The sequence below is a fragment of the Yersinia sp. IP36721 genome (assembly GCF_003634395.1).
Lineage (GTDB): Bacteria > Pseudomonadota > Gammaproteobacteria > Enterobacterales > Enterobacteriaceae > Yersinia > Yersinia entomophaga.
Window position 1 is genome coordinate 67,450 of the sequence record NZ_QCZL01000013.1, and the last position, 22,157, is coordinate 89,606.

Consider the following 22,157-nt stretch of genomic DNA (forward strand, 5'->3'; position numbering starts at 1 on the left):
CCAGACTGTTCACAAGCCAAACAAACGAACCCTTTCAGCGCTTTTTAGGGAAAAAACTAGTTGACGCAAATCGGCCATATACGCATAATGCGCCCCGCAACGCCGATGAAGGTTGTGCAGAAAAAAAGATGGCTACGTAGCTCAGCTGGTTAGAGCACAGCACTCATAATGCTGGGGTCACAGGTTCGATTCCCGTCGTAGCCACCATCTTTTTTCATGTATGCGGGAGTGGCGAAATTGGTAGACGCACTAGATTTAGGTTCTAGCGCCGCAAGGTGTGCGAGTTCAAGTCTCGCCTCCCGCACCATTTTCATCGGTTGTCACAGTAGATGGGATATCGCCAAGCGGTAAGGCACCAGGTTTTGATCCTGGCATTCCCAGGTTCGAATCCTGGTATCCCAGCCATTTCTCTGAAATGGAATACTGTCAAACTTAAGTTGTGATTAAAAAGAATTGTATATCAGTTGGGATATCGCCAAGCGGTAAGGCACCAGGTTTTGATCCTGGCATTCCCAGGTTCGAATCCTGGTATCCCAGCCATACAATTTCTTGTTTTAAAAGATTTAAAGATGGCTACGTAGCTCAGCTGGTTAGAGCACAGCACTCATAATGCTGGGGTCACAGGTTCGATTCCCGTCGTAGCCACCATCTTTTGGGGTATCGCCAAGCGGTAAGGCACTGGATTCTGATTCCAGCATCCCAGGTTCGAATCCTGGTACCCCAGCCATATTTAGAAAAGCTCGCTTCGGCGGGCTTTTTGCTTTTCTGTTTTTGATAAATTATCCAAACTGGATGGTTCGCAGAACGAACAAGTTAGAGAAACCAGCGGGAAATATTCGAGGGTTCAGCGGCCTATCTGTTGTTGATAAGCCGCTCGGAAAGAGATTGTTATAATCCCAGGGCGTATTTCAACGCATGTTCTTTTAATTTTCCTGCTCGCTGGGCGGCAATCAATGCCAGATTACGGACCATTTTCACCGGCGGTAAATCATTGCTGAACGCGGTGTAGAATAAATCCATTCCGCTTTGCATCATCAGATTGTCGGTACGCCGTTTACGTTGATAACGCAGCAATACGGTTTCGCTATCCCAAGGCTCGGCCAACTCTCGCGCCTCATTCATCACATCCAGCAATGCATCCACGTCGCGATAGCCCAAATTAACCCCCTGCCCGGCCAGCGGGTTGATGGTATGAGCCGCATCCCCCAACAACACTAATCCTGATTGCACATAGCGTTGCGCATGACGACGGGTTAACGGGAAGGAACCGGCGGCAATCGCATTCACTCGCCCCAGACGCTCAGGAAATGCGGCTGCAATTTCCTGATTCAACTGTGCCAGAGGCAGACTTTGCAACTGGCGGATGCGTTGCGGACTGTCGTACCACACCAGCGAAGCCCAATTATCAAACAACGGCAAAAACGCTCGCGGCCCGGAAGGAAAAAATTGCTGCCAGGTTACATCCTGCGCCGGCGCGCCGGTATCTACGGTAATCAACATACAAGACTGACGATATTGCCAGCCGCTGGTGCCAATACCGGCTAAACGGCGAACCAGAGAATTCGCCCCATCGGCACCTACCACCAAACGCGCCTGTAGCTGCTCCTGTGTGTCTAACGTGAGCTGCCAATGTTGTTCCACTCTTACCATGCTTTGTAAGCGTGACGGGCACAGTAGCGTTAAATTTGTGCACTCATCGATCTGTTGCCACAGCGCCAACTGTAAAACCCGATTTTCCACCATAAAACCCAGTTCGGGCAGTGACAAAGATGCCGCATCGAATACCACTTTAGAGCCGGGCATTTCCCAAGTTTCCAGGCGACGATAAGGGGCATAACGCATTTCCTGCACTCGTTGCCAGGCCCCCAGCTGCTTTAGCAAGCCTACCGAGGTACAGCCAATGGCGGAAATCCGCAGATCCGGCGCGCTTTGGATATCAAATACCGGCGGTGCTTCATGCTCCAGTAGCGCCACCGACCAGCCGCGTTGCGCCAGCCCTAATGCCGCTGCTGCACCGACCATTCCGCCCCCTACCACGACAACATCGTAACTTTGTTGAGATTTTTTCATTTCGGCTACGCTTCAAAAAATTGAGGTTACGCCCACCATTTTGGGCATTTTTTCTGACGTCAGTGTACCGGATTTTTCCTTAACACTGCAGGTTAACTCAGACTTCCCGCACTGGTTTCACTCCGGCCAAATGACTACAATACCCCACAAGAACTCAGTCTTTGCGCTATTCACACCGCTCGGAGCAAAATAAAACCCAATGACAAAAAAACTCCATATCAAAACCTGGGGCTGCCAAATGAACGAATATGATTCGTCTAAAATGGTAGACCTCCTGGCCAGCACGCACGGTTATGAGTTAACCGATGTGCCTGAAGAAGCTGATTTACTGTTGCTCAATACCTGCTCCATTCGCGAAAAGGCGCAGGAGAAAGTCTTCGCGCTGCTGGGGCGTTGGAAGCAGTTGAAAGAAACCAATCCGCAGTTAATCATTGGCGTGGGTGGCTGTGTGGCCTCTCAGGAAGGTGAACATATTCGCCAGCGTGCGCCTTGCGTAGACGTTATTTTCGGGCCGCAAACTTTGCATCGCCTGCCGGAAATGCTCAACCACGTTCAGGGAACCCGAAGTCCGATTGTTGATATCAGTTTCCCTGAAATAGAAAAATTTGACCGTTTACCGGAACCTCGCGCCGAAGGTCCTACCGCCTTTGTTTCCATCATGGAAGGCTGCAATAAGTACTGCACCTTCTGCGTAGTACCTTACACCCGAGGGGAAGAGGTCAGCCGGCCAAGTGATGACGTGCTGTTTGAAATCGCTCAGTTAGCGGCTCAAGGCGTGCGGGAAGTCAATCTGCTCGGTCAGAACGTTAATGCCTACCGCGGGGCTACCTATGACGGCAATATCTGTAGTTTTGCCGAACTGTTACGTCTGGTAGCTGCGATTGATGGTATAGATCGCATTCGTTTCACCACCAGCCATCCTATCGAATTTACCGATGATATTATCGCAGTGTATGAAGATACGCCTGAATTGGTTAGCTTCCTGCATTTGCCGGTACAAAGCGGTTCGGATCGTATTCTAACCATGATGAAACGCGCCCATACCGCGTTGGAATACAAATCTATCATTCGGAAATTACGCAAGGCTCGCCCGGATATTCATATCAGCTCCGATTTTATCGTGGGTTTCCCCGGTGAAACTCAGGCCGATTTTGAGCAAACCATGAAGCTGGTTGCGGAAGTGAATTTTGATATGAGCTACAGCTTTATCTACTCTTCACGTCCCGGAACGCCGGCGGCAGATTTGCCGGATGATGTTTCCGACGAAGAGAAAAAGCAGCGGCTGCATATTTTGCAAGATCGTATTACTCAGCAGGCTATGAATTTCAGCCAGGCGATGATTGGCACCGTCCAGCGGGTATTGGTGGAAGGCACCTCACGCAAAGACGTAATGGAACTGGCTGGCCGCACTGAGAATAACCGCATTGTGAATTTCGCAGGCTCGCCGGAGATGATCGGTAAATTCGTCGATGTCGACATTGTTGATGTCTACACCAACTCTCTGCGCGGCGTGGTGGTACGGACCGAAGATCAAATGGATTTACGCAGCGTAGAATCGCCGCAGTCGGTGATTGCCCGTACCCGCAAGGAAAATGACCTTGGCGTAGTGCAATACCACCCTTAGTCTGACCCAATGACTTTTGATGATTTTCTTTCAAAAATTCACAAACTGAATCATTGAAGGCCATCAGCCCGTGGGACGCGTGATTTTTGCGCACCATCGCACAGATAGACAAGCAGTGGGCTTGCGTCCACTGCGCTCACCATGAATAATTCCGGAATGACATGTATTATTGATATAAGGCATAACGGAAAAGAAATACTCGCCTTATGTGAATCAATATCAACCGGCCCGACGTGACCTAGAGAAACTCAGTGACTCAGAGAAACAATTTGCACGTAACGACACAAGAAATCCTGCTTGAGCCCACCGACAATCAGCGTTTGCTGAGCCTGTGCGGCCCTTTTGATGACAACATCAAACAGCTTGAACGCCGGTTGGGCATTGAAATCAATCGCCGCGATAACCGTTTTAAGCTGGTCGGTAAGAACATCTGCGTCAATGCGGCAGCAGAAATCCTGCGCCACCTCTACGTAGACACCGCACCGATTCGCGGCGTCGTTCCTGATATCGATCCAGAACACATCCACCTGGCAGTGAAAGAAAGCCGGGTGCTGGAGCAAACGGCAGAAAGCGTCCCCGATTACGGTAAAGCGGTAAATATCCGCACCAAGCGCGGCATGGTGAAGCCTCGTACACCAAATCAGGCGCAATACATTGCCAATATTCTCGACCACGATATTACTTTCGGTATCGGCCCTGCCGGTACGGGTAAAACCTATTTGGCGGTTGCGGCGGCGGTAGATGCGCTGGAACGACAGAACGTGCGCCGTATTCTGCTGACTCGTCCGGCGGTTGAGGCCGGAGAAAAACTGGGCTTTCTGCCCGGCGATCTCAGCCAGAAAGTCGATCCCTATCTGCGGCCGCTTTACGACGCCCTGTTTGAAATGCTGGGTTTCGAGCGCGTAGAAAAACTGATTGAACGCAATGTGATTGAAGTTGCGCCGCTGGCCTATATGCGCGGCCGAACGCTCAATGATGCGTTTATCATTCTGGATGAAAGCCAGAACACCACTATCGAACAGATGAAGATGTTTCTCACCCGAATAGGTTTTAACTCCAAAGCGGTCATCACTGGCGATATCACCCAAATCGATTTACCTCGCCATCAGAAATCGGGTTTGCGCCATGCCATAGAAGTACTGTCGGACGTAGAGGAACTCAGCTTCAACTTCTTCCACAGTGAAGACGTAGTGCGGCATCCTGTGGTGGCTCGGGTAGTTATCGCCTATGAAGCCTGGGAAGCAGCAGAACAAAAACGTAAAGACGCCAGCGCCGAGCAACGCAAGCGTGAAAACCACACCCCGTCAGAGCAGGAGGCTCAGTGAGCCAGGTTATATTAGATTTACAGATTGCCTGTGAAAACAGTCAGGGTTTGCCAACTGAAGCCGACTTCCAACGCTGGCTGGAAGCCGTATTGCCTCAGTTTCAGGAAGAGTCTGAAGTCACTATTCGAGTGGTTGACGATGCGGAAAGTCATGAACTGAATTTGACCTATCGTGGTAAAGATAAGTCAACCAACGTACTATCCTTTCCCTTCGAAGCACCGCCTGAAATAGAATTGCCGCTGTTGGGCGATTTGATCATTTGCCGCCAAGTGGTTGAACAGGAAGCCGTTGAACAGAATAAAGCCGTATTGGCCCATTGGGCGCATATGGTTGTTCACGGCAGTCTTCATCTGCTAGGGTATGACCACATCGTCGATGACGAAGCCGAAGAAATGGAGTCGATTGAAACTGAAATCATGCAGAGTCTGGGTTATCCGGACCCGTATCTTTCAGAAAAAGACCCCGAATAATGCGTTGGCAGCGTGCTATTTACGCTGCTGATAATGACAATACTTAACATGAGTAAACTTAACTAAAACGCCATGAGCGACGACCATTCACAAAACAATGATAGCCCCAGTCCCAAGAAAGGGTTCTTTACTCTTATCCTTAACCAATTGTTCCACGGCGAACCTAAAAACCGTGGCGATCTGGTCGAGCTTATCCGTGACTCAGAACAGAACGATCTGATCGATCCCGATACCCGTGACATGCTGGAAGGCGTCATGGACATCGCCGAGCAGCGCGTGCGGGATATTATGATCCCTCGCTCTCAAATGGTCACACTCAAGCGTAACCAAACGCTGGATGAGTGCCTGGATGTGATTATTGAATCCGCCCACTCCCGCTTCCCGGTGATCAGTGAAGATAAAGATCACATTGAAGGCATCCTGATGGCCAAGGATTTGCTGCCGTTTATGCGCACAGATTCCGAACCGTTCAGCATCGACAAAGTGTTACGGACGGCAGTTGTCGTGCCGGAGAGCAAGCGTGTCGACCGGATGCTAAAGGAATTCCGCTCCCAACGTTATCATATGGCGATTGTCATTGATGAGTTTGGCGGTGTTTCTGGGCTGGTTACCATTGAAGACATTCTGGAACTGATCGTTGGCGAAATTGAAGATGAGTACGATGACGAAGAAGATCGCGACGTTCGTCAGCTCAGTCGTCATACCTACACCATCAGGGCATTGACTCAAATCGAAGATTTTAACGAAGTGTTCAATACCCATTTTAACGATGATGAAGTGGACACGATCGGTGGTTTAGTCATGCAAGCCTTTGGTCATCTGCCTGCGCGCGGTGAAACCATTGAAATTGAAGGTTATTTATTCAAAGTTGCCATGGCTGATAGCCGACGTATTATTCAGGTTCACGTTAAAATCCCGGATGATGCACCACAACCGAAATTGGAAGAATAAATTCTCGATGGCTAACGCTTCGTTATTCAATCGCCAGTGGGTTCGCGCCCTACTGGCGCTGTTTTTTGGTGCCAGCGGTACGCTGGCATTTTCCCCCTTCGATTTCTGGCCAGCCTCGCTGGTATCCCTGTTTGGTTTACTCAGTCTGACTTTAAATCGCAGTACTCGACAGTCTGCCTTTATCGGTTTTATCTGGGGAATGGGGCTATTTGGCACTGGCGTAAACTGGGTTTATGTCACTATCGCCGAATTTGGCGGTATGCCGACGATGGTCAACCTATTCCTGGTAGTGTTACTGGCGGCCTATTTGTCGCTCTACACCATGCTGTTTGCCGGTGCGCTAACCCGCCTGTGCCCGAAACCTACCTGGTGGCGCTTAGCCATTGCCGCGCCTGTCTTATGGCAACTGAGCGAGTTTTTACGCGGCTGGGTGCTGACCGGTTTCCCTTGGCTACAGTTCGGTTATACCCAGATTAACGGGCCGCTGAAGGGCATTGCGCCGATTTTAGGCGTCGATGGCGTTACCTTTATTCTGGTCGCCATCAGTGGATTACTGGCTTATGCGATCCACCAGCGACGCTGGCTGCCAGCGGTTATTGCTACGGCATTACTGCTGCTGCCCTGGCCGCTGCGCCAATGGCACTGGTTTACCCCTCAGCCGGAACGCGCTGTGAATGTGGCGATGGTGCAAGGTAATATTGCTCAATCGTTAAAGTGGGACCCGAAGGCACTGATCGATACCCTGCAAGTGTATTTGAATGCCAGCCAACCTTATATGGGCAAAGCGCCGATTATTATCTGGCCTGAATCCGCTATTCCCGATATTGAAACCGATCAAACTGCCTTCCTGACCATGATGGACAGCTTGATGCGCGCCAATCACAGTAGCCTGATTACCGGTATTGTTGACGCTCGCAATACGCCGGATGGCTACCGTTTCTTTAACAGCCTGATTGTGCTCGGCGATAAAGAGCCCTACCAATATCCGACGCTAAATCGCTACAGCAAACATCATCTGGTGCCTTTCGGTGAATATGTCCCGCTGGAAGCCCTGCTGCGGCCACTGGCACCCTTATTCAACCTGCCAATGTCTTCATTTAGCCGCGGTAGCTATGTGCAACCACAGGTCACCGTAGCCGGTTTTGATATGACGGCGGCGATTTGTTACGAAATTATTCTGGGCCAACAGGTGAGAGATAATTTCAAAGCGAATTCGGATTTCCTGCTAACCATTTCCAATGACGCCTGGTTTGGCCATTCCATCGGCCCATGGCAGCATTTCCAGATGGCGCGCATGAGAGCGCTGGAGCTGGGTCGTCCTCTGCTGCGTAGCACCAACAACGGCGTCACCGCTGCGGTGGGAGCTGACGGTAACGTATTGGCTCAGATCCCGCAGTTCACGCGCGAGGTGCTGGAAGTGAAAGTGACACCAACCACCGGTCTGACGCCTTATGCCCGTTTTGGCGGCTGGCCACTCTGGGTGATTACGCTGATTTTCGGTGTGATCACACTGGGTTTCGTCGCGCGTTCAGGTAAGAATTAATCGATCCGAACGCATCCTTGGTTCATTCAACGTAAAAAATCGCCGCAGCATCTCTGCGTTGCGGCGATTCATTTCCCCGTCAAACATCAAAAATTTCATCAAGCTAACGCCATTACGGCACGAGATGTTTGCTAAATTTGTATCAAAATAGCGCTGTTTAAGCGGATTGCGGCCTTATTACCCGTATTGCGTTAATATTGCGCATTGGCATGGCGGCTGTTATCGTTCTCATCAATACGAATAATTAGCATAATCATTAACTGAGACTGTATGCAACTGAATCCAGAATTTATCCTGACAACTGAAGATCAGTTGAGTCAGCATTATGCGTCGCCTAATAAAAACGTGGTGCAAAAGCAGATTGATCATCTCGATAGCTATGCCCGAAAGCTGATCGCTGCTTCTCCCTTCGCCATTTTAGGTACCTTTGGTGCCAACGGCGTTGACTGTTCACCTAAGGGAGGAGAACCCGGTTTTATGCATGTTGAAGACGATAAAACCTTATTATTTCCGGACCGCCCAGGAAATAACCGTCTGGACGGCATCCGTAATCTGCTGCAAAACCCATTCCTCGGTATTTTGTTCCTGATTCCCGGCTGGAATGAAGGTTTTCGAGTAAATGGCCGCGCTAAGATCAGCGTTGATCCAGAACTGTGCAACCGCTTTGCACAAAATGGGCAGCCCGCGCGCAGCGTTCTGGTGATCGAGGTTACCGAAGTCTTTATTCACTGTGGCCGAGCCATTACTTTTGCCGAGCTGTGGAACCCGGAAAAACAGCTCAAAAAAGAACAGCTCCCATCGGCGCTGGAGGTGTTTAAAGCCCATTTAGCTATTACCCAACGGATCACTCCAACCGAATAGTCGCCTTTTCCCGCATTTTCTCTCCCGTTTCCCGCGGGAGAGCCACAATTGGCACACGCCTTGCAATATTCCTTATGATTCTGGTCGTTATTCCTCGGTTTTCTTATTCTCAGCCAAGGCTGGCCGTTTTATTGCACAAATTTAGCGCATTTACAGCACGAACTTGGTGCATCTTTGTTTAATTGCCTTTATTTGGTGCGATTTCCGTCTCAAAAAGCAAACATTTTAATATCATTTATATAACAAGATACGTTTTTATCGCGATAATCTGTTACAAGTAAGTGAAGAGATCGCTCGTTAATAAAGCGGTAATGATTTTTTCGTCATATACCCAATTCAGATAAGACGATTTCAGCATCACAACATCAAGCAGCACCATAACATCACAGGAGTTGGACCATGCAAATGCGTAAACTGGCGTTATCGCTACTGTTAGTTGGAATGGCAAGTAGCGTAGCCCATGCGGAAGAACTGGCTGGCACGCTGAAGAAAATCAAAGATAACGGCGTGATCGTCGTTGGCCATCGTGAGTCTTCCGTTCCCTTCTCTTATTACGATAATCAGCAGAAAGTGGTCGGTTATTCACAGGACTACTCCAACCTGATCGTCGATGCGGTGAAGAAAAAACTGAATCTGCCGGATTTACAGGTCAAGCTGATTCCCGTGACGTCACAAAATCGTATTCCATTGCTGCAAAATGGCACCTTTGATTTTGAGTGTGGTTCCACCACCAATAATGTCGAGCGCCAGAAACAGGCCGCATTCTCCAATACCATCTTCGTGGTTGGCACCCGTTTGCTGACCAAAAAAGACTCTGGTGTTAAAGATTTCAAAGACTTGGCTGGTAAAGCCGTGGTAGTGACTTCCGGTACCACTTCTGAAGTGCTGCTGAACAAATTAAACGAAGAAAACAAAATGAACATGCGCATTATCAGCGCCAAAGATCACGGTGATTCCTTCCGTACGCTGGAAAGCGGCCGCGCCGTCGCCTTTATGATGGATGACGCTCTGCTGGCCGGTGAACGCGCCAAAGCCAAGAAATCAGGGGATTGGGAGATTGTAGGTACACCGCAATCTCAGGAAGCCTACGGGTGTATGTTGCGTAAAGATGACCCGCAGTTTAAAGCGTTAATGGATGAAACCATTGCCAACGCGCAAACTTCTGGCGTAGCAACCAAATCCTTTGAGCGCTGGTTCACGCAGCCTATCCCGCCGAAAAATCTGAACCTGAATTTCTCTCTGTCTGATGACATGAAAAAGCTGTTCAAAGAACCTAACGACAAGGCATTGAACTAAAAATAATATCCGGGGCAGTACGCTGTCCTGGTGATTGATGATGACCGCTTGGTAGACAGGATGCGGGGTGGCCGTTCCCCACTCCGCATTTTTTTGTTTCCTTTTGGTCAGCGCGGTGCGGCTATTCATCATCAGTCTTCAGGGTGGTTTCTCCACCCTTTTAAGGGAGTTAGCTATGTCTATAGACTGGAACTGGGGGATTTTCCTTCAACCCGCCCCATTCGGTAACACCACCTACCTAGGCTGGATCTGGTCTGGTTTTCAGGTCACGGTTGCGCTGTCGTTGAGCGCATGGGTTATTGCCTTTTTCGTCGGTTCCCTGTTCGGTATTTTACGAACCGTCCCCAATCGGCTTCTGTCATCAATCGGTACCTGTTACGTGGAGTTATTCCGTAACGTCCCGCTCATTGTGCAATTCTTTACCTGGTATCTGGTGGTTCCCGAACTGCTGCCGACCCATATCGGCATGTGGTTTAAAACTGAGCTAGACCCGAATATACAGTTTTTCCTTTCTTCCATGCTATGCCTTGGGCTGTTCACCGCGGCTCGCGTCTGTGAGCAGGTTAGAGCCGGTATTCAATCCCTGCCGCGAGGCCAAAAGGCCGCCGGGCTGGCGATGGGCCTGACTCTGCCGCAAACCTATCGCTATGTATTATTGCCCAATGCCTATCGCGTCATCATTCCGCCGATGACTTCCGAAATGCTGAATCTGGTAAAAAACTCGGCGATTGCATCAACTATAGGTTTGGTGGATATGGCGGCGCAGGCCGGTAAACTGCTGGATTATTCCGCGCATGCCTATGAATCCTTCACGGCTATCACGTTGGCTTATGTCTTAATTAACGCCGTTATCATGCTGATTATGCGATTGGTGGAAAAGAAATTGCAGTTACCCGGCAATTTGGGGAGTAAATAATGTACGAATTTGACTGGAGTTCCATCGCGCCCAGCATGCCTTATTTGCTACAAGGGCTGGCCGTTACGGCCAAAATTACCGTTATTGCTATCGTTTTCGGCATTCTGTGGGGCACCATACTGGCGGTGATGCGTTTGTCGTCGATCAAAGCGATCAGCTGGTTTGCTACCCTTTACGTCAATCTATTCCGTTCAGTGCCTTTAGTCATGGTATTGCTGTGGTTCTATCTAGTGGTTCCAAGCTTATTACAAAATGTGCTTGGGCTATCGCCAAAAACCGATATTCGGCTGATCTCAGCCATGGTAGCCTTTTCCCTGTTTGAAGCGGCGTATTACTCGGAAATTATCCGAGCGGGAATTCAAAGCATTTCCCGCGGACAATCATCCGCCGCCCTGGCTTTAGGGATGACCCAAGGCCAATCGATGCGTCTGGTTATTTTACCTCAGGCATTTAGGGCGATGGTTCCGCTCTTGCTCACTCAGGGCATCGTGCTATTCCAGGATACATCGCTGGTGTATGTGCTTAGTCTGGCCGATTTCTTCCGCACCGCGACCACCATCGGTGAGCGTGACGGTACTCAGGTCGAAATGGTTCTGTTCGCCGGTTTGGTTTATTTTGTTATCAGTATTGCGGCGTCGATGCTGGTTAACTATTTGAAGAAAAGGACTGTTTGATGATTTCCCTGAAAAATGTTTCTAAGTGGTATGGTCACTTTCAGGTTTTGAGCGACTGCTCCACCGAAGTTAAAAAAGGTGAGGTCGTGGTAGTCTGCGGTCCTTCAGGCTCAGGCAAATCCACCCTGATTAAAACCGTCAACGGGCTGGAACCTATTCAGCAAGGCAATATTTTAGTTAACGGTATCGCCGTGAATGATAAAGGCACCAATCTGGCTCAGCTGCGTTCCAAAGTCGGCATGGTTTTCCAACATTTCGAACTGTTTCCTCATTTATCGATCATCGAAAACCTGACGCTGGCGCAGGTAAAAGTATTGAAACGCGATAAAGCCGCCTCGCGGGAAAAAGGGCTAAAACTGCTGGAACGAGTCGGGTTAACGACTCACGCCGACAAATTCCCATCTCAACTTTCCGGCGGTCAGCAACAACGCGTCGCCATCGCCCGTGCGCTGTGCATGGACCCTATCGCCATGCTGTTTGACGAACCGACCTCGGCGCTCGATCCGGAAATGATCAATGAAGTGTTGGACGTCATGGTCAAACTGGCTCACGAAGGCATGACGATGATGGTAGTCACTCACGAAATGGGCTTTGCCCGTAAAGTGGCGCATCGGGTGATCTTTATGGATGAAGGGAAAATTGTCGAAGACAGTAATAAGGACGATTTCTTCAACAATCCTAAATCTGAGCGAGCGAAAGACTTCCTCGCCAAGATTCTGCACTAAGGCCTAGCCAATAATTATCCTCCCTTTCGGGGGAGGATTCGGATATCCCCTCTTGTTTTTCAGTGCCGTTTATTGCCTCTTTTGACTATTTTGTCCATTGTCGACAACAAATAGAAACAACAAGAGGAAACCCTATGTCCCGCTCTATTATTATCGATTGTGATCCCGGCCATGACGATGCCATGGCACTGATTCTGGCTCTCGCCTCCCCCGAACTGAAAATCGCAGCTGTGACCACCAGCGCCGGTAATCAAACACCGGAAAAAACGCTGCGTAATGCACTGCGCATTTTGACTTTGCTGAAACGTCGAGATATTCCCGTGGCCGGTGGGGCGCAAAAACCTTTGCTTCGCGAACTTATCATCGCCGATAACGTACACGGAGAAAGTGGGCTGGATGGCCCGGTTTTGCCTGAGCCAGATTTTGCGCCGCAAGCGGAAAATGCGGTGGAACTGATAGCCAGAGTTCTGCGCGCCAGCCCGCGTCCCGTCACGCTGGTAGCCACGGGTCCTTTGACCAATATCGCTTTATTCCTCGCCAGTCACACCGAACTGACGCCCAAAATCGAACGCATCGTGATCATGGGCGGCTCGGTGATGTTGGGCAATTGGACGCCAGCGGCAGAGTTTAATATTTATGTCGACCCGGAGGCCGCCGAACGGGTATTCCAATCTGGCATTCCTCTGACCATGGCCGGGTTGGATGTCACCCATAAAGCGCAGGTAATGAGCGAGGATATTGAGCGTTTCCGTCAGCTTGGCAATCCGGTGGCCGACGTGGTTGCCGGTCTATTGGATTTCTTTATGCTTTATCATCGCCAGGAACGCTGGGGCTTTAAAGGTGCGCCACTGCACGATCCTTGCACCATTGCCTGGCTCTTGGCTCCCGAGCTGTTCCAAAGCGTTGACCGTTGGGTTGGAATAGAGACTCAGGGCAAATACACGCAAGGCATGACGGTAACGGATTTCTATCAATTGACGGGAAAACCGGCCAATACGCAAATATTGATGGATATTGATCGGCAGGGTTTTATTGATTTACTGGTTGAGCGCGTGTCTCGCTACGGGAAATAATGGTTTTATGACACTCCGCGCAGGCGGAGTGTCTAGAAGTGAAGGTTATGGCTGGAATGGGCGACGGTGGAACTGATCGTGACCGCATTTTGGGCAAAGAGGTAATACTTCCGGAGTATAGAACGCTAAGTGGTGGTGGCATTTTTCGCAAACCAGATTACCTAACCCGACCACTTCCCCACTGTGATAAACCCCGTGGTGGCTGACATCCTTAAACACTTCGCGCCATTCAAGCTGGGTTTTATCGGTAATATCGGCTAATTCTTGCCACAGACTCTCTTTGATAACCCGCATGAAAACGCTATCGGTAAACTCTTCCTTACTTTCTTCGTAACTACGAGCAAACTCCTCCAGATCCCGACGAACGGCCTGAGTAATCTGATCGACTTCGCTGCGCGTTAAATCTTCTACCGTGTTCAGCCGCTGTTCCGCACTGGCGACCAGTTGATCGATATCCCGTTCTCCATTTTTCAAGCGCTCGGTCAGCGATGCCACTAATTCACGGTAATATTGAGCCACCTTGTTCATACAGTCTCCTCGAGTAACCTGTGATAAAGCTTATCTTTCGCCTGATAATTAAAGGTATCTCTATTTATTTTAGCCGTAAATACCTGATGTCACGCGATCATTAGGGTGTGACCGTCCTCACTCTGCCCGTAAATGCTATAGGTCGCGCAGAAAAACGCGACAGTGACCCGTAGAGTGTTGTTGCGGCTGCCGCTTATCAGCTATGCTATGCGGATCTCACTTTATGATATTAAACAGATGATGCTACAGGTGTAGCTGTTTTCACTATAGGACCATTGGCTGCCATGCAAGAGCAATACCGCCCGGAAGATATCGAATCGCACGTTCAGCTTCATTGGCAAAAGAAGCAAACTTTCAAAGTGACTGAAGACGCGAGCAAAGAGAAATACTATTGTCTCTCTATGCTGCCATATCCGTCTGGCCGCCTACATATGGGTCACGTTCGTAACTACACCATTGGTGACGTGATTTCGCGCTACCAGCGTATGCTGGGTAAAAACGTCCTGCAGCCTATCGGCTGGGATGCATTTGGTCTGCCAGCTGAAGGCGCAGCGGTTAAAAACAACACCGCGCCAGCTCCGTGGACTTACGACAATATCGAATATATGAAGAACCAGTTGAAACTGCTGGGCTTCGGCTATGACTGGGATCGCGAAATCGCCACCTGTAAACCTGACTATTACCGTTGGGAACAGTGGTTCTTCACCAAGCTGTATGAAAAAGGCATGGTCTACAAAAAGACCTCCGCGGTGAACTGGTGTCCTCACGATCTGACGGTTCTGGCTAACGAACAGGTTATCGACGGCTGCTGCTGGCGTTGCGATACCAAAGTCGAACGTAAAGAAATTCCGCAGTGGTTTATCAAAATCACCGATTATGCCGATCAGTTGCTGAACGATCTGGACAAGCTGGAAAGCTGGCCAGAGCAGGTGAAAACCATGCAGCGCAACTGGATTGGCCGTTCTGAAGGGGTGGAAATCACCTTTGACGTGGCTAACAGTGCGGAAAAACTGACTGTTTACACCACCCGCCCGGATACCTTCTTTGGCGTCACCTACGTTGCCGTTGCTGCCGGTCACCCGCTGGCGCTAGAAGCAGCCAAAACCAACCCGGCGCTGGCCGAGTTCGTTGACGAATGCCGTAACACCAAAGTGGCCGAAGCCGAAATGGCAACCATGGAGAAAAAAGGCATGGCCACCGGCCTGTCTGCTATCCATCCGTTGACTGGCGAAGAAGTGGCGATCTGGGTCGCTAACTTTGTATTGATGGATTACGGCACTGGCGCAGTGATGGCCGTTCCGGGTCACGATCAGCGCGACTGGGAGTTTGCGACCAAATACAACCTGCCAATTCAGCCGGTAATTCTGACCGCCGAAGGCACCGCGCCTGATTTGAGCGCTGCGCCACTGACCGAAAAAGGCACTTTGTTCAATTCAGGGGAATTCGACGGTCTGGATTATCAAGCTGCTTTCGATGCTATCGCCGATAAGCTGGTCGCGCTTGGCGTGGGTCAACGCAAAGTGAACTACCGCCTGCGTGACTGGGGTGTCTCCCGTCAACGCTATTGGGGCGCGCCAATCCCGATGATCACGCTGGAAGATGGTACCGTGGTTCCAACACCAGAAGATCAACTGCCGGTGATCCTGCCTGAAGACGTGGTTATGGACGGCATTACCAGCCCAATCAAAGCCGACGCCGAGTGGGCAAAAACCACCGTTAACGGATTGCCGGGTCTGCGTGAAACCGATACTTTTGATACCTTTATGGAATCATCCTGGTACTACGCGCGTTACACTTGCCCGCAATATGACGACGGCATGCTGGACCCGGCTGCGGCTAACTACTGGCTGCCGGTCGATCAGTATGTGGGCGGCATCGAACACGCCATCATGCATTTGATGTACTTCCGCTTCTTCCATAAGCTGATGCGCGATGCAGGTTTGGTGGATTCGGATGAACCAGCCAAGCGTCTGCTGTGTCAAGGCATGGTTCTGGCCGATGCCTTCTACTACACCGGTAGCAACGGCGAGCGTATCTGGGTATCTCCGGTTGACGCCATTGTTGAACGTGATGACAAAGGCCGTATTACTAAAGCCGTTGATGGCGAAGGCCATGAACTGGTTTATGCCGGTATGAGCAAAATGTCGAAATCGAAGAACAACGGTATCGACCCGCAAGTCATGGTAGAAAAATACGGCGCGGATACCGTTCGTCTGTTCATGATGTTCGCTTCTCCGGCAGAAATGACGCTGGAATGGCAGGAATCTGGCGTTGAAGGGGCGAACCGCTTCCTGAAGCGCGTATGGCGTTTGGTGTTTGAACACACCAGCAAAGGGGCTACACAGCCGCTGGATATCGCCAGCCTGACTGAAGATCTGAAATCACTGCGTCGCGATTTGCACAAAACCATTGCTAAAGTGACCGATGACGTAGGCCGCCGTCAGACCTTCAACACCGCGATTGCCGCCGTGATGGAGCTGATGAACAAACTGGGTCGCGCGCCGCAGGAAACCGAGCAGGATCGAGCCTTCATGCAAGAAGCACTGCTGGCCGTGGTACGTATGCTGTATCCGTTCACCCCTCACGTCTGCTTCACTCTGTGGCAGGAACTGGGCGGCGAAGGCGATATCGATACCGCTCCTTGGCCAATGGCTGATGAGCAGGCCATGGTTGAAGATTCCAAGTTAGTCGTGGTACAGGTAAACGGCAAGGTTCGCGGCAAGATCACCGTGCCAGCCGATGCAACTGAAGAATACGTACGCGAGTGCGCAAGTCAGGAGCGTCTGGTGGCAAAATATCTGGATGGGGTTACGATTCGTAAAGTGATCTATGTCCCTGGCAAACTGCTTAACCTGGTTGTAGGTTAAGACAAGGAGGAGTTGTGCGACATCGTATTCTGACGCTGTTGCTGGGGTTAGCGGTGCTGGTCACCGCTGGCTGCGGTTTTCATCTGCGGGGCACTACACAAGTGCCTCAGGAACTGCAAAAAATGTTGCTGCAAAGCAGCGATCCTTATGGGCCATTGACGCGTTCTATTCGTCAACAGCTGCGTCTAAGCAACGTCTCCATTGTTGACGATGCGATGCGCAAGGATCTGCCGACGCTGCGTATTTTGGGATCGTCGCAAAGTCAGGACACCGTTTCGGTGTTCCAGAACGGCGTGACCGCAGAATACCAAATGGTACTGAATGTTCAGGCGCAGGTGCTGATTCCTGGGCACGATATTTACCCGTTGAATGTGACCGTTTTCCGCTCCTTCTTTGATAACCCGTTAACCGCGTTAGCAAAAACGGCAGAAAGTGACATCATTGCGCAGGAAATGCGTGAGCAGGCCGCTCAACAGTTAGTGCGGAAATTACTGACCGTACACGCTGAAGAAGTGAAAAAGGCACAGGAAGAAGACGCTAAGCCGGCTACGGCCAAAACAGTGACTCCAGTTGCCTCTGCCCAATGATTCGTATTTATCCTGAACAACTCGCCGCGCAGCTCCAAGAGGGGCTGCGCGCTTGTTATCTGCTGTGTGGGAACGAACCGCTGCTGTTACAGGAAAGTCAGGATCGCATCCGTCAGGCTGCATCGCAGCAAGGTTTTACCGAACATTACACCGTAGCGTTAGATACCCATACCGAATGGGAGAATATCTTCAGCATTTGTCAGGCTCTAAGCCTGTTCTCCAGCCGCCAAACTCTGCTGCTGGTATTCCCTGATAGTGGTTTAACCGCCGCTATGAACGAACAGTTAGCTAAACTGACAAGCCTGCTACACCCCGATATTCTTCTGATATTGCGTGCCAACAAACTCACCAAAGCGCAGGAAAACAGCGCCTGGTTTAAAGCTCTGAGTCCAAAAGGCGCATTAATCAGCTGCCAGACACCGGAACAGGCTCAGCTTCCTCGCTGGGTTCAAACCCGAGCCAAAAGTCTCAACCTCGAAGTCGATGATGCAGCTATTCAACTGCTTTGTTATTGCTATGAAGGTAATTTACTGGCGTTATCCCAGGCATTGGAACGCCTCTCCCTGCTCTATCCCGACGGCAAGTTAACCCTGCCGCGCGTAGAACAAGCTGTCAATGATGCGGCGCATTTCACACCTTATCATTGGCTGGATGCATTGCTGGCGGGGAAAAGTAAGCGGGCCTGGCATATTTTGCAGCAACTGCGGTTGGAAGATAGCGAACCTATTATTTTGCTACGCACCATCCAGCGTGAACTGTTGCTACTGCTGAACTTAAAACGGCAAATGGCGACGACGCCGCTAAGAACCCTATTCGATCAGCATAAAGTCTGGCAAAACCGCCGTCATCTGATGACACAGGCGCTTCAGCGTCTCACGTTGCAACAATTACAGCGCAGTGTGCATTTGCTAACGCAAATGGAGATTCGCCTCAAGCAGGACTACGGTCAGTCTGTCTGGCCTGAGTTAGAGTCACTTTCCATGCTGATCTGTGGCAAAACCTTACCTGAGAGTTTCTTTGATGCTGGATAAGCAGGCTGATAGCGCTAAACCAGAGCGTAGCTTACACGCTCTGTTTGGTGGCACCTTTGATCCCATCCATTACGGCCATTTACGTCCGGTGGAAGCTTTGGCGCAGCAAGTCCGATTACAGCAGGTTATTTTGCTGCCTAATCACGTTCCGCCTCATCGGCCACAGCCGGAAGCCTCTGCGCAACAACGGCTGGAAATGGTAAAGCTCGCCATTGAGGGAAACCCGCTATTTCAGGTTGACGATCGCGAGCTACAGCGCACCACGCCGTCTTACACCATAGATACGCTGGAATCGCTACGTGCGGAACGCGGTCCCGAACTAGCACTGGCTTTTATCATTGGTCAGGATTCATTATTATCTCTGCATAAATGGCACCGCTGGCAATCGCTGTTGGATGTTTGCCATTTGCTGGTCTGCGCTCGTCCCGGTTATGCCAAGAAGCTGGATACACCTGAGCTTCAAAACTGGCTGGAACAACATCAGGTTACGCAACCAGAAAAACTCAGCCAGCAACCCAATGGCTTTATCTATCTGGCAGATACTCCACTTTTGGATATATCCGCTACGGAGATTCGCCGGCGGCGACGTGAAGGACTAAGCTGTGATGACCTGTTACCGCGCGCAATTCAGCGATACATCGAGTTACAGGGTTTATATCGCGAGCCTTAGTCCCATGATATACTTCGCCGCTTAATTTTAGGTATTCGCTGAAAACCCCTGTAGCAATTGCAGTAAACAGCTGGCTTTCAGCGGCATCCTGCCGATAAATACATCATAACCACTCGTAACAGATTGCGTGCTGAGAAGAAATTCCGGCGAAACGTATTATCAGCGAAGGTTATGGACATAAATCACCTGAGGGGGAACCTTTGCAAGGTAAAGCGCTCCAAGAATTTGTTATCGACAAGCTCGATGACTTGAAAGGCCAAGACATTCTTTCTATCGACGTGAAAGGTAAATCCAGCATTACCGATTGCATGATTATCTGTACCGGTACTTCTACCCGCCACGTTATGGCTTTGGCCGATAATTTGGTACAAGAATCCCGTAAAGCAGGCATGATTCCATTAGGAATCGAAGGCCAAGGCGTATCTGACTGGATCGTTGTCGATCTGGGCGACGTTATCGTACATGTGATGCAAGAAGAAAGTCGTCGCCTGTATGAACTTGAAAAACTCTGGGGCTAAAGAGTGAAACTGCAACTGGTAGCCGTCGGCACTAAGATGCCGGACTGGGTGCAGACCGGCTTTATGGATTATCTGCACCGTTTTCCTAAAGACATGCCTTTTGAGCTGATAGAAATACCGGCCGGAAAACGGGGCAAGAATGCGGATATCAAACGTATTCTGGAAAAAGAAGGCGAACTGATGCTGGCGGCGGTCGGTAAAAACAACCGCATTGTCACTTTGGATATCCCAGGCACGCCCTGGGAAACTCCTCAGTTAGCCCATCAGCTGGAACGCTGGAAGCAGGATGGCCGCAACGTCAGCCTACTTATTGGCGGGCCGGAAGGACTGGCTCCGGCCTGTAAAGCCGCAGCAGAGCAGAGCTGGTCGCTCTCTCCGCTGACGCTACCTCATCCTTTAGTGCGCGTACTGGTGGCAGAGAGCCTGTATCGTGCCTGGAGTATTACGACCAATCATCCTTACCACCGGGAATAATCGGGTGATCAGCCTGAGCAACGTGGTGACTTTGACCAGAGTAAGTGTTTAGCGGGATGAAAAAAGAACGTAACCCTTTTCGCGACTATACGGCTGAATCAGCCCTGTTTGTGCGCCGCGCTCTCGTGGCGTTTCTAGGTATTGTTTTACTTATCGGGGTGTTGATCGCCAATTTGTACAATTTACAAATTGTTCGCTTTGAAGATTACCGCACCCGTTCTAATGAAAACCGCATAAAACTGGTTCCTATTGCTCCTAGTCGCGGCATGATATATGACCGCAATGGCATTCCTTTGGCGATGAATCGCACGATTTATCAGCTCGAATTAATGCCAGAGAAAATCGAGAATCTAAAAGCGACTCTCGATGCATTACGTCCTATTGTCGATCTGACTGATGAAGATATTGCGAACTTTGAAAAAGAACGCAAACGTTCCCGACGCTTTACCTCTATTGCTGTCAAAACGCCGTTGACCGAAGTTCAGGTCGCCCGCTTTGCGGTTAACCAATTCCGCTTTCCCGGAATTGAAGTCAAAGGCTACCAACGCCGCTTTTATCCTTACGGTTCCGCACTCACTCACGTTATTGGCTACGTATCCAAAATAAACGACAAAGACGTCGAGCGATTGGATAAAGAAGGCATTCTGGCCAATTACGCCGCGACCCACGATATTGGCAAACTGGGTATAGAACGCTATTACGAACCGGTATTACACGGTAAAACCGGTTATGAAGAGGTAGAAGTAAATAACCGTGGCAGGGTTATTCGTCAACTGCATGAGCAACCGCCGCAGGCAGGTAAAGATATTTACCTGACGCTGGATCTGCATCTGCAAACCTATATTGAACAACTGCTAAGCGGTAGCCGCGCAGCGGTTGTGGTCACCGATCCGCGCACCGGCGGAATTCTGGCGCTGGTATCCAACCCCAGCTATGATCCGAACCTGTTCGTCGACGGTATTTCCAACAAAGATTATCAGGGTCTGCTCAATGACCCGAACCGCCCGTTGATCAACCGCGCGACTCAAGGCGTTTACCCGCCGGCTTCTACGGTAAAACCTTATATTGCCGTTTCGGCTTTAAGCGCAGGCGTGATCAATAAAAATACCAGCCTATTCGATCCCGGTTGGTGGCAGTTACCTGGCTCAGAAAAACGCTATCGCGACTGGAAAAAATGGGGCCACGGGCGCCTGAATGTCACCAAAGCCATTGAAGAATCAGCGGATACCTTCTTCTATCAGGTTGCTTATGACATGGGGATTGATCGCCTTTCCGAATGGATGAGCAAATTCGGCTATGGCGAATATACCGGCATTGATTTATCAGAAGAACGTGCGGGCATCATGCCAACGCGTGAATGGAAACAAAAGCGCCATAAAAAACCTTGGTATCAAGGGGATACTATTCCCGTAGGTATCGGTCAAGGCTACTGGACGGCAACACCCATTCAAATGGCAAAAGCGTTGATGACATTAATCAATGACGGTGATGTGAAAAATCCGCATTTGCTGCTAAATACCAAAGTAGACGGCGTGCTGGTGCCTTATCGTCAGGAAAAACAGATCCAGATTGGCGATATTCACTCAGGCTTTTGGGAACTGGCGAAAGACGGTATGTATGGCGTAGCCAACCGCCCGAACGGCACAGGCCGTAAATTTTTCGAAGGTACACCGTATAAAGCGGCAGCCAAGTCAGGTACTGCGCAGGTTTACAGCTATGAGACCTATAACGCGCACAAAGTGGCCGAGCATTTACGTGACCATAAGCTGATGACGGCCTTTGCCCCTTATGATAACCCGACGGTAGCCGTAGCGATTATTCTGGAAAACGGCGGCGCGGGTCCTGCTGTGGGGACTATTACCCGCCAGATCCTCGATCACATACTGTTAGGTGATAATAATACTGAATTACCGGATGCGGCACCGACGCCTCCCGGCACTGAAGGTGATTAAGG

20 protein-coding genes and 6 tRNA genes are annotated in these 22,157 nt (G+C 50.2%); 24 read left to right on the forward strand and 2 right to left on the reverse strand.

The features are described 5' to 3' along the window. Window positions 1–130: 130 nt before the first annotated feature. The 6 genes from DBA33_RS12235 (at window position 131) to DBA33_RS12260 (ending at window position 727) form a co-directional block, all read left to right on the forward strand. Window positions 131–207, forward strand: a tRNA-Met gene (locus DBA33_RS12235). 15 nt (window positions 208–222) lie between these two features. Next, a tRNA-Leu gene (locus tag DBA33_RS12240) sits at window positions 223–307 on the forward strand. A gap of 23 nt (window positions 308–330) precedes the next feature. Then, window positions 331–405 (forward strand) — tRNA-Gln (locus tag DBA33_RS12245). Between the two features lie 60 nt (window positions 406–465). After that, a tRNA-Gln gene (locus tag DBA33_RS12250) sits at window positions 466–540 on the forward strand. A gap of 31 nt (window positions 541–571) precedes the next feature. Continuing rightward, a tRNA-Met gene (locus tag DBA33_RS12255) sits at window positions 572–648 on the forward strand. Window positions 649–653: 5 nt separating this feature from the next. Then, window positions 654–727 (forward strand) — tRNA-Gln (locus DBA33_RS12260). A gap of 161 nt (window positions 728–888) precedes the next feature. On the opposite strand, the gene ubiF is transcribed toward DBA33_RS12260, so the two are convergent. Then, window positions 889–2,070 (reverse strand): 3-demethoxyubiquinol 3-hydroxylase, encoded by a 1,182-nt coding sequence (gene ubiF / locus DBA33_RS12265; protein WP_120806560.1) that lies wholly within the window; start codon window positions 2,068–2,070, stop codon window positions 889–891. Window positions 2,071–2,269: 199 nt separating this feature from the next. On the opposite strand from ubiF, the gene miaB reads away from it, so the two are divergent. From miaB to rihA, 11 genes are all read left to right on the forward strand, one after another. After that, window positions 2,270–3,694 carry a tRNA (N6-isopentenyl adenosine(37)-C2)-methylthiotransferase MiaB gene (gene miaB / locus DBA33_RS12270; protein ID WP_064512456.1) on the forward strand — a complete coding sequence of 475 codons (1,425 nt, stop codon included), beginning with the start codon at window positions 2,270–2,272 and terminating at the stop codon, window positions 3,692–3,694. Window positions 3,695–3,945: 251 nt separating this feature from the next. After that, window positions 3,946–5,019, forward strand: coding sequence for a PhoH family protein (locus DBA33_RS12275; RefSeq protein ID WP_179207957.1), 1,074 nt, complete (start codon window positions 3,946–3,948; stop codon window positions 5,017–5,019). Further along, window positions 5,016–5,489, forward strand: a complete 474-nt coding sequence (gene ybeY, locus DBA33_RS12280; RefSeq protein ID WP_049596773.1) for an rRNA maturation RNase YbeY — start codon at window positions 5,016–5,018, stop codon at window positions 5,487–5,489. The genes DBA33_RS12275 and ybeY overlap by 4 nt, the downstream gene beginning before the upstream one ends. 72 nt (window positions 5,490–5,561) lie before the next feature. Then, complete coding sequence (gene corC, locus DBA33_RS12285; RefSeq protein ID WP_049596774.1) at window positions 5,562–6,440, forward strand: CNNM family magnesium/cobalt transport protein CorC; 879 nt, start codon at window positions 5,562–5,564, stop codon at window positions 6,438–6,440. A 7-nt stretch (window positions 6,441–6,447) separates the two neighbouring features. Further along, complete coding sequence (gene lnt, locus DBA33_RS12290; RefSeq protein WP_064512452.1) at window positions 6,448–7,983, forward strand: apolipoprotein N-acyltransferase; 1,536 nt, start codon at window positions 6,448–6,450, stop codon at window positions 7,981–7,983. 270 nt (window positions 7,984–8,253) lie between these two features. Continuing rightward, window positions 8,254–8,844 carry an MSMEG_1061 family FMN-dependent PPOX-type flavoprotein gene (locus DBA33_RS12295; RefSeq protein WP_120806561.1) on the forward strand — a complete coding sequence of 197 codons (591 nt, stop codon included), beginning with the start codon at window positions 8,254–8,256 and terminating at the stop codon, window positions 8,842–8,844. A 399-nt stretch (window positions 8,845–9,243) separates the two neighbouring features. Next, window positions 9,244–10,140 (forward strand): amino acid ABC transporter substrate-binding protein, encoded by an 897-nt coding sequence (locus DBA33_RS12300; protein WP_064512450.1) that lies wholly within the window; start codon window positions 9,244–9,246, stop codon window positions 10,138–10,140. 175 nt (window positions 10,141–10,315) lie between these two features. Beyond that, a complete protein-coding gene (locus tag DBA33_RS12305; RefSeq protein WP_120806562.1) occupies window positions 10,316–11,056 on the forward strand; it encodes an amino acid ABC transporter permease in 741 nt (246 codons plus the stop codon). Then, complete coding sequence (gltK, locus tag DBA33_RS12310; protein ID WP_064512449.1) at window positions 11,056–11,730, forward strand: glutamate/aspartate ABC transporter permease GltK; 675 nt, start codon at window positions 11,056–11,058, stop codon at window positions 11,728–11,730. Before DBA33_RS12305 ends, gltK begins: the two co-directional genes overlap by 1 nt. Then, on the forward strand, window positions 11,730–12,455 hold the full coding sequence (locus DBA33_RS12315; protein ID WP_064512446.1) for an amino acid ABC transporter ATP-binding protein: 726 nt from the start codon (window positions 11,730–11,732) through the stop codon (window positions 12,453–12,455). The genes gltK and DBA33_RS12315 overlap by 1 nt, the downstream gene beginning before the upstream one ends. 134 nt (window positions 12,456–12,589) lie before the next feature. Next, the gene (rihA, locus tag DBA33_RS12320; protein WP_064512444.1) at window positions 12,590–13,528 is read left to right on the forward strand and encodes a pyrimidine-specific ribonucleoside hydrolase RihA; all 939 of its coding nucleotides are present in this window, start codon (window positions 12,590–12,592) and stop codon (window positions 13,526–13,528) included. Window positions 13,529–13,573: 45 nt separating this feature from the next. On the opposite strand, the gene DBA33_RS12325 is transcribed toward rihA, so the two are convergent. Then, window positions 13,574–14,056, reverse strand: coding sequence for a zinc ribbon-containing protein (locus tag DBA33_RS12325; protein WP_064512441.1), 483 nt, complete (start codon window positions 14,054–14,056; stop codon window positions 13,574–13,576). Window positions 14,057–14,340: 284 nt separating this feature from the next. Between DBA33_RS12325 and leuS the strand changes: the two genes are divergently transcribed. From leuS to mrdA, 7 genes are all read left to right on the forward strand, one after another. Further along, window positions 14,341–16,923 carry a leucine--tRNA ligase gene (gene leuS, locus DBA33_RS12330; protein WP_120806563.1) on the forward strand — a complete coding sequence of 861 codons (2,583 nt, stop codon included), beginning with the start codon at window positions 14,341–14,343 and terminating at the stop codon, window positions 16,921–16,923. A 14-nt stretch (window positions 16,924–16,937) separates the two neighbouring features. Continuing rightward, a complete protein-coding gene (lptE, locus tag DBA33_RS12335) occupies window positions 16,938–17,510 on the forward strand; it encodes an LPS assembly lipoprotein LptE (protein ID WP_064512438.1) in 573 nt (190 codons plus the stop codon). Next, window positions 17,507–18,541 carry a DNA polymerase III subunit delta gene (holA, locus tag DBA33_RS12340; protein ID WP_064512436.1) on the forward strand — a complete coding sequence of 345 codons (1,035 nt, stop codon included), beginning with the start codon at window positions 17,507–17,509 and terminating at the stop codon, window positions 18,539–18,541. The genes lptE and holA overlap by 4 nt, the downstream gene beginning before the upstream one ends. Further along, window positions 18,531–19,211 carry a nicotinate-nucleotide adenylyltransferase gene (gene nadD, locus DBA33_RS12345; protein ID WP_064512433.1) on the forward strand — a complete coding sequence of 227 codons (681 nt, stop codon included), beginning with the start codon at window positions 18,531–18,533 and terminating at the stop codon, window positions 19,209–19,211. Before holA ends, nadD begins: the two co-directional genes overlap by 11 nt. A 200-nt stretch (window positions 19,212–19,411) precedes the next feature. Further along, the gene (gene rsfS / locus DBA33_RS12350; RefSeq protein ID WP_049596788.1) at window positions 19,412–19,729 is read left to right on the forward strand and encodes a ribosome silencing factor; all 318 of its coding nucleotides are present in this window, start codon (window positions 19,412–19,414) and stop codon (window positions 19,727–19,729) included. A gap of 3 nt (window positions 19,730–19,732) precedes the next feature. Then, window positions 19,733–20,203 carry a 23S rRNA (pseudouridine(1915)-N(3))-methyltransferase RlmH gene (gene rlmH / locus DBA33_RS12355; RefSeq protein WP_064512431.1) on the forward strand — a complete coding sequence of 157 codons (471 nt, stop codon included), beginning with the start codon at window positions 19,733–19,735 and terminating at the stop codon, window positions 20,201–20,203. Between the two features lie 56 nt (window positions 20,204–20,259). Further along, the gene (gene mrdA, locus DBA33_RS12360; protein WP_064512429.1) at window positions 20,260–22,155 is read left to right on the forward strand and encodes a peptidoglycan DD-transpeptidase MrdA; all 1,896 of its coding nucleotides are present in this window, start codon (window positions 20,260–20,262) and stop codon (window positions 22,153–22,155) included. Window positions 22,156–22,157: the final 2 nt, after the last annotated feature.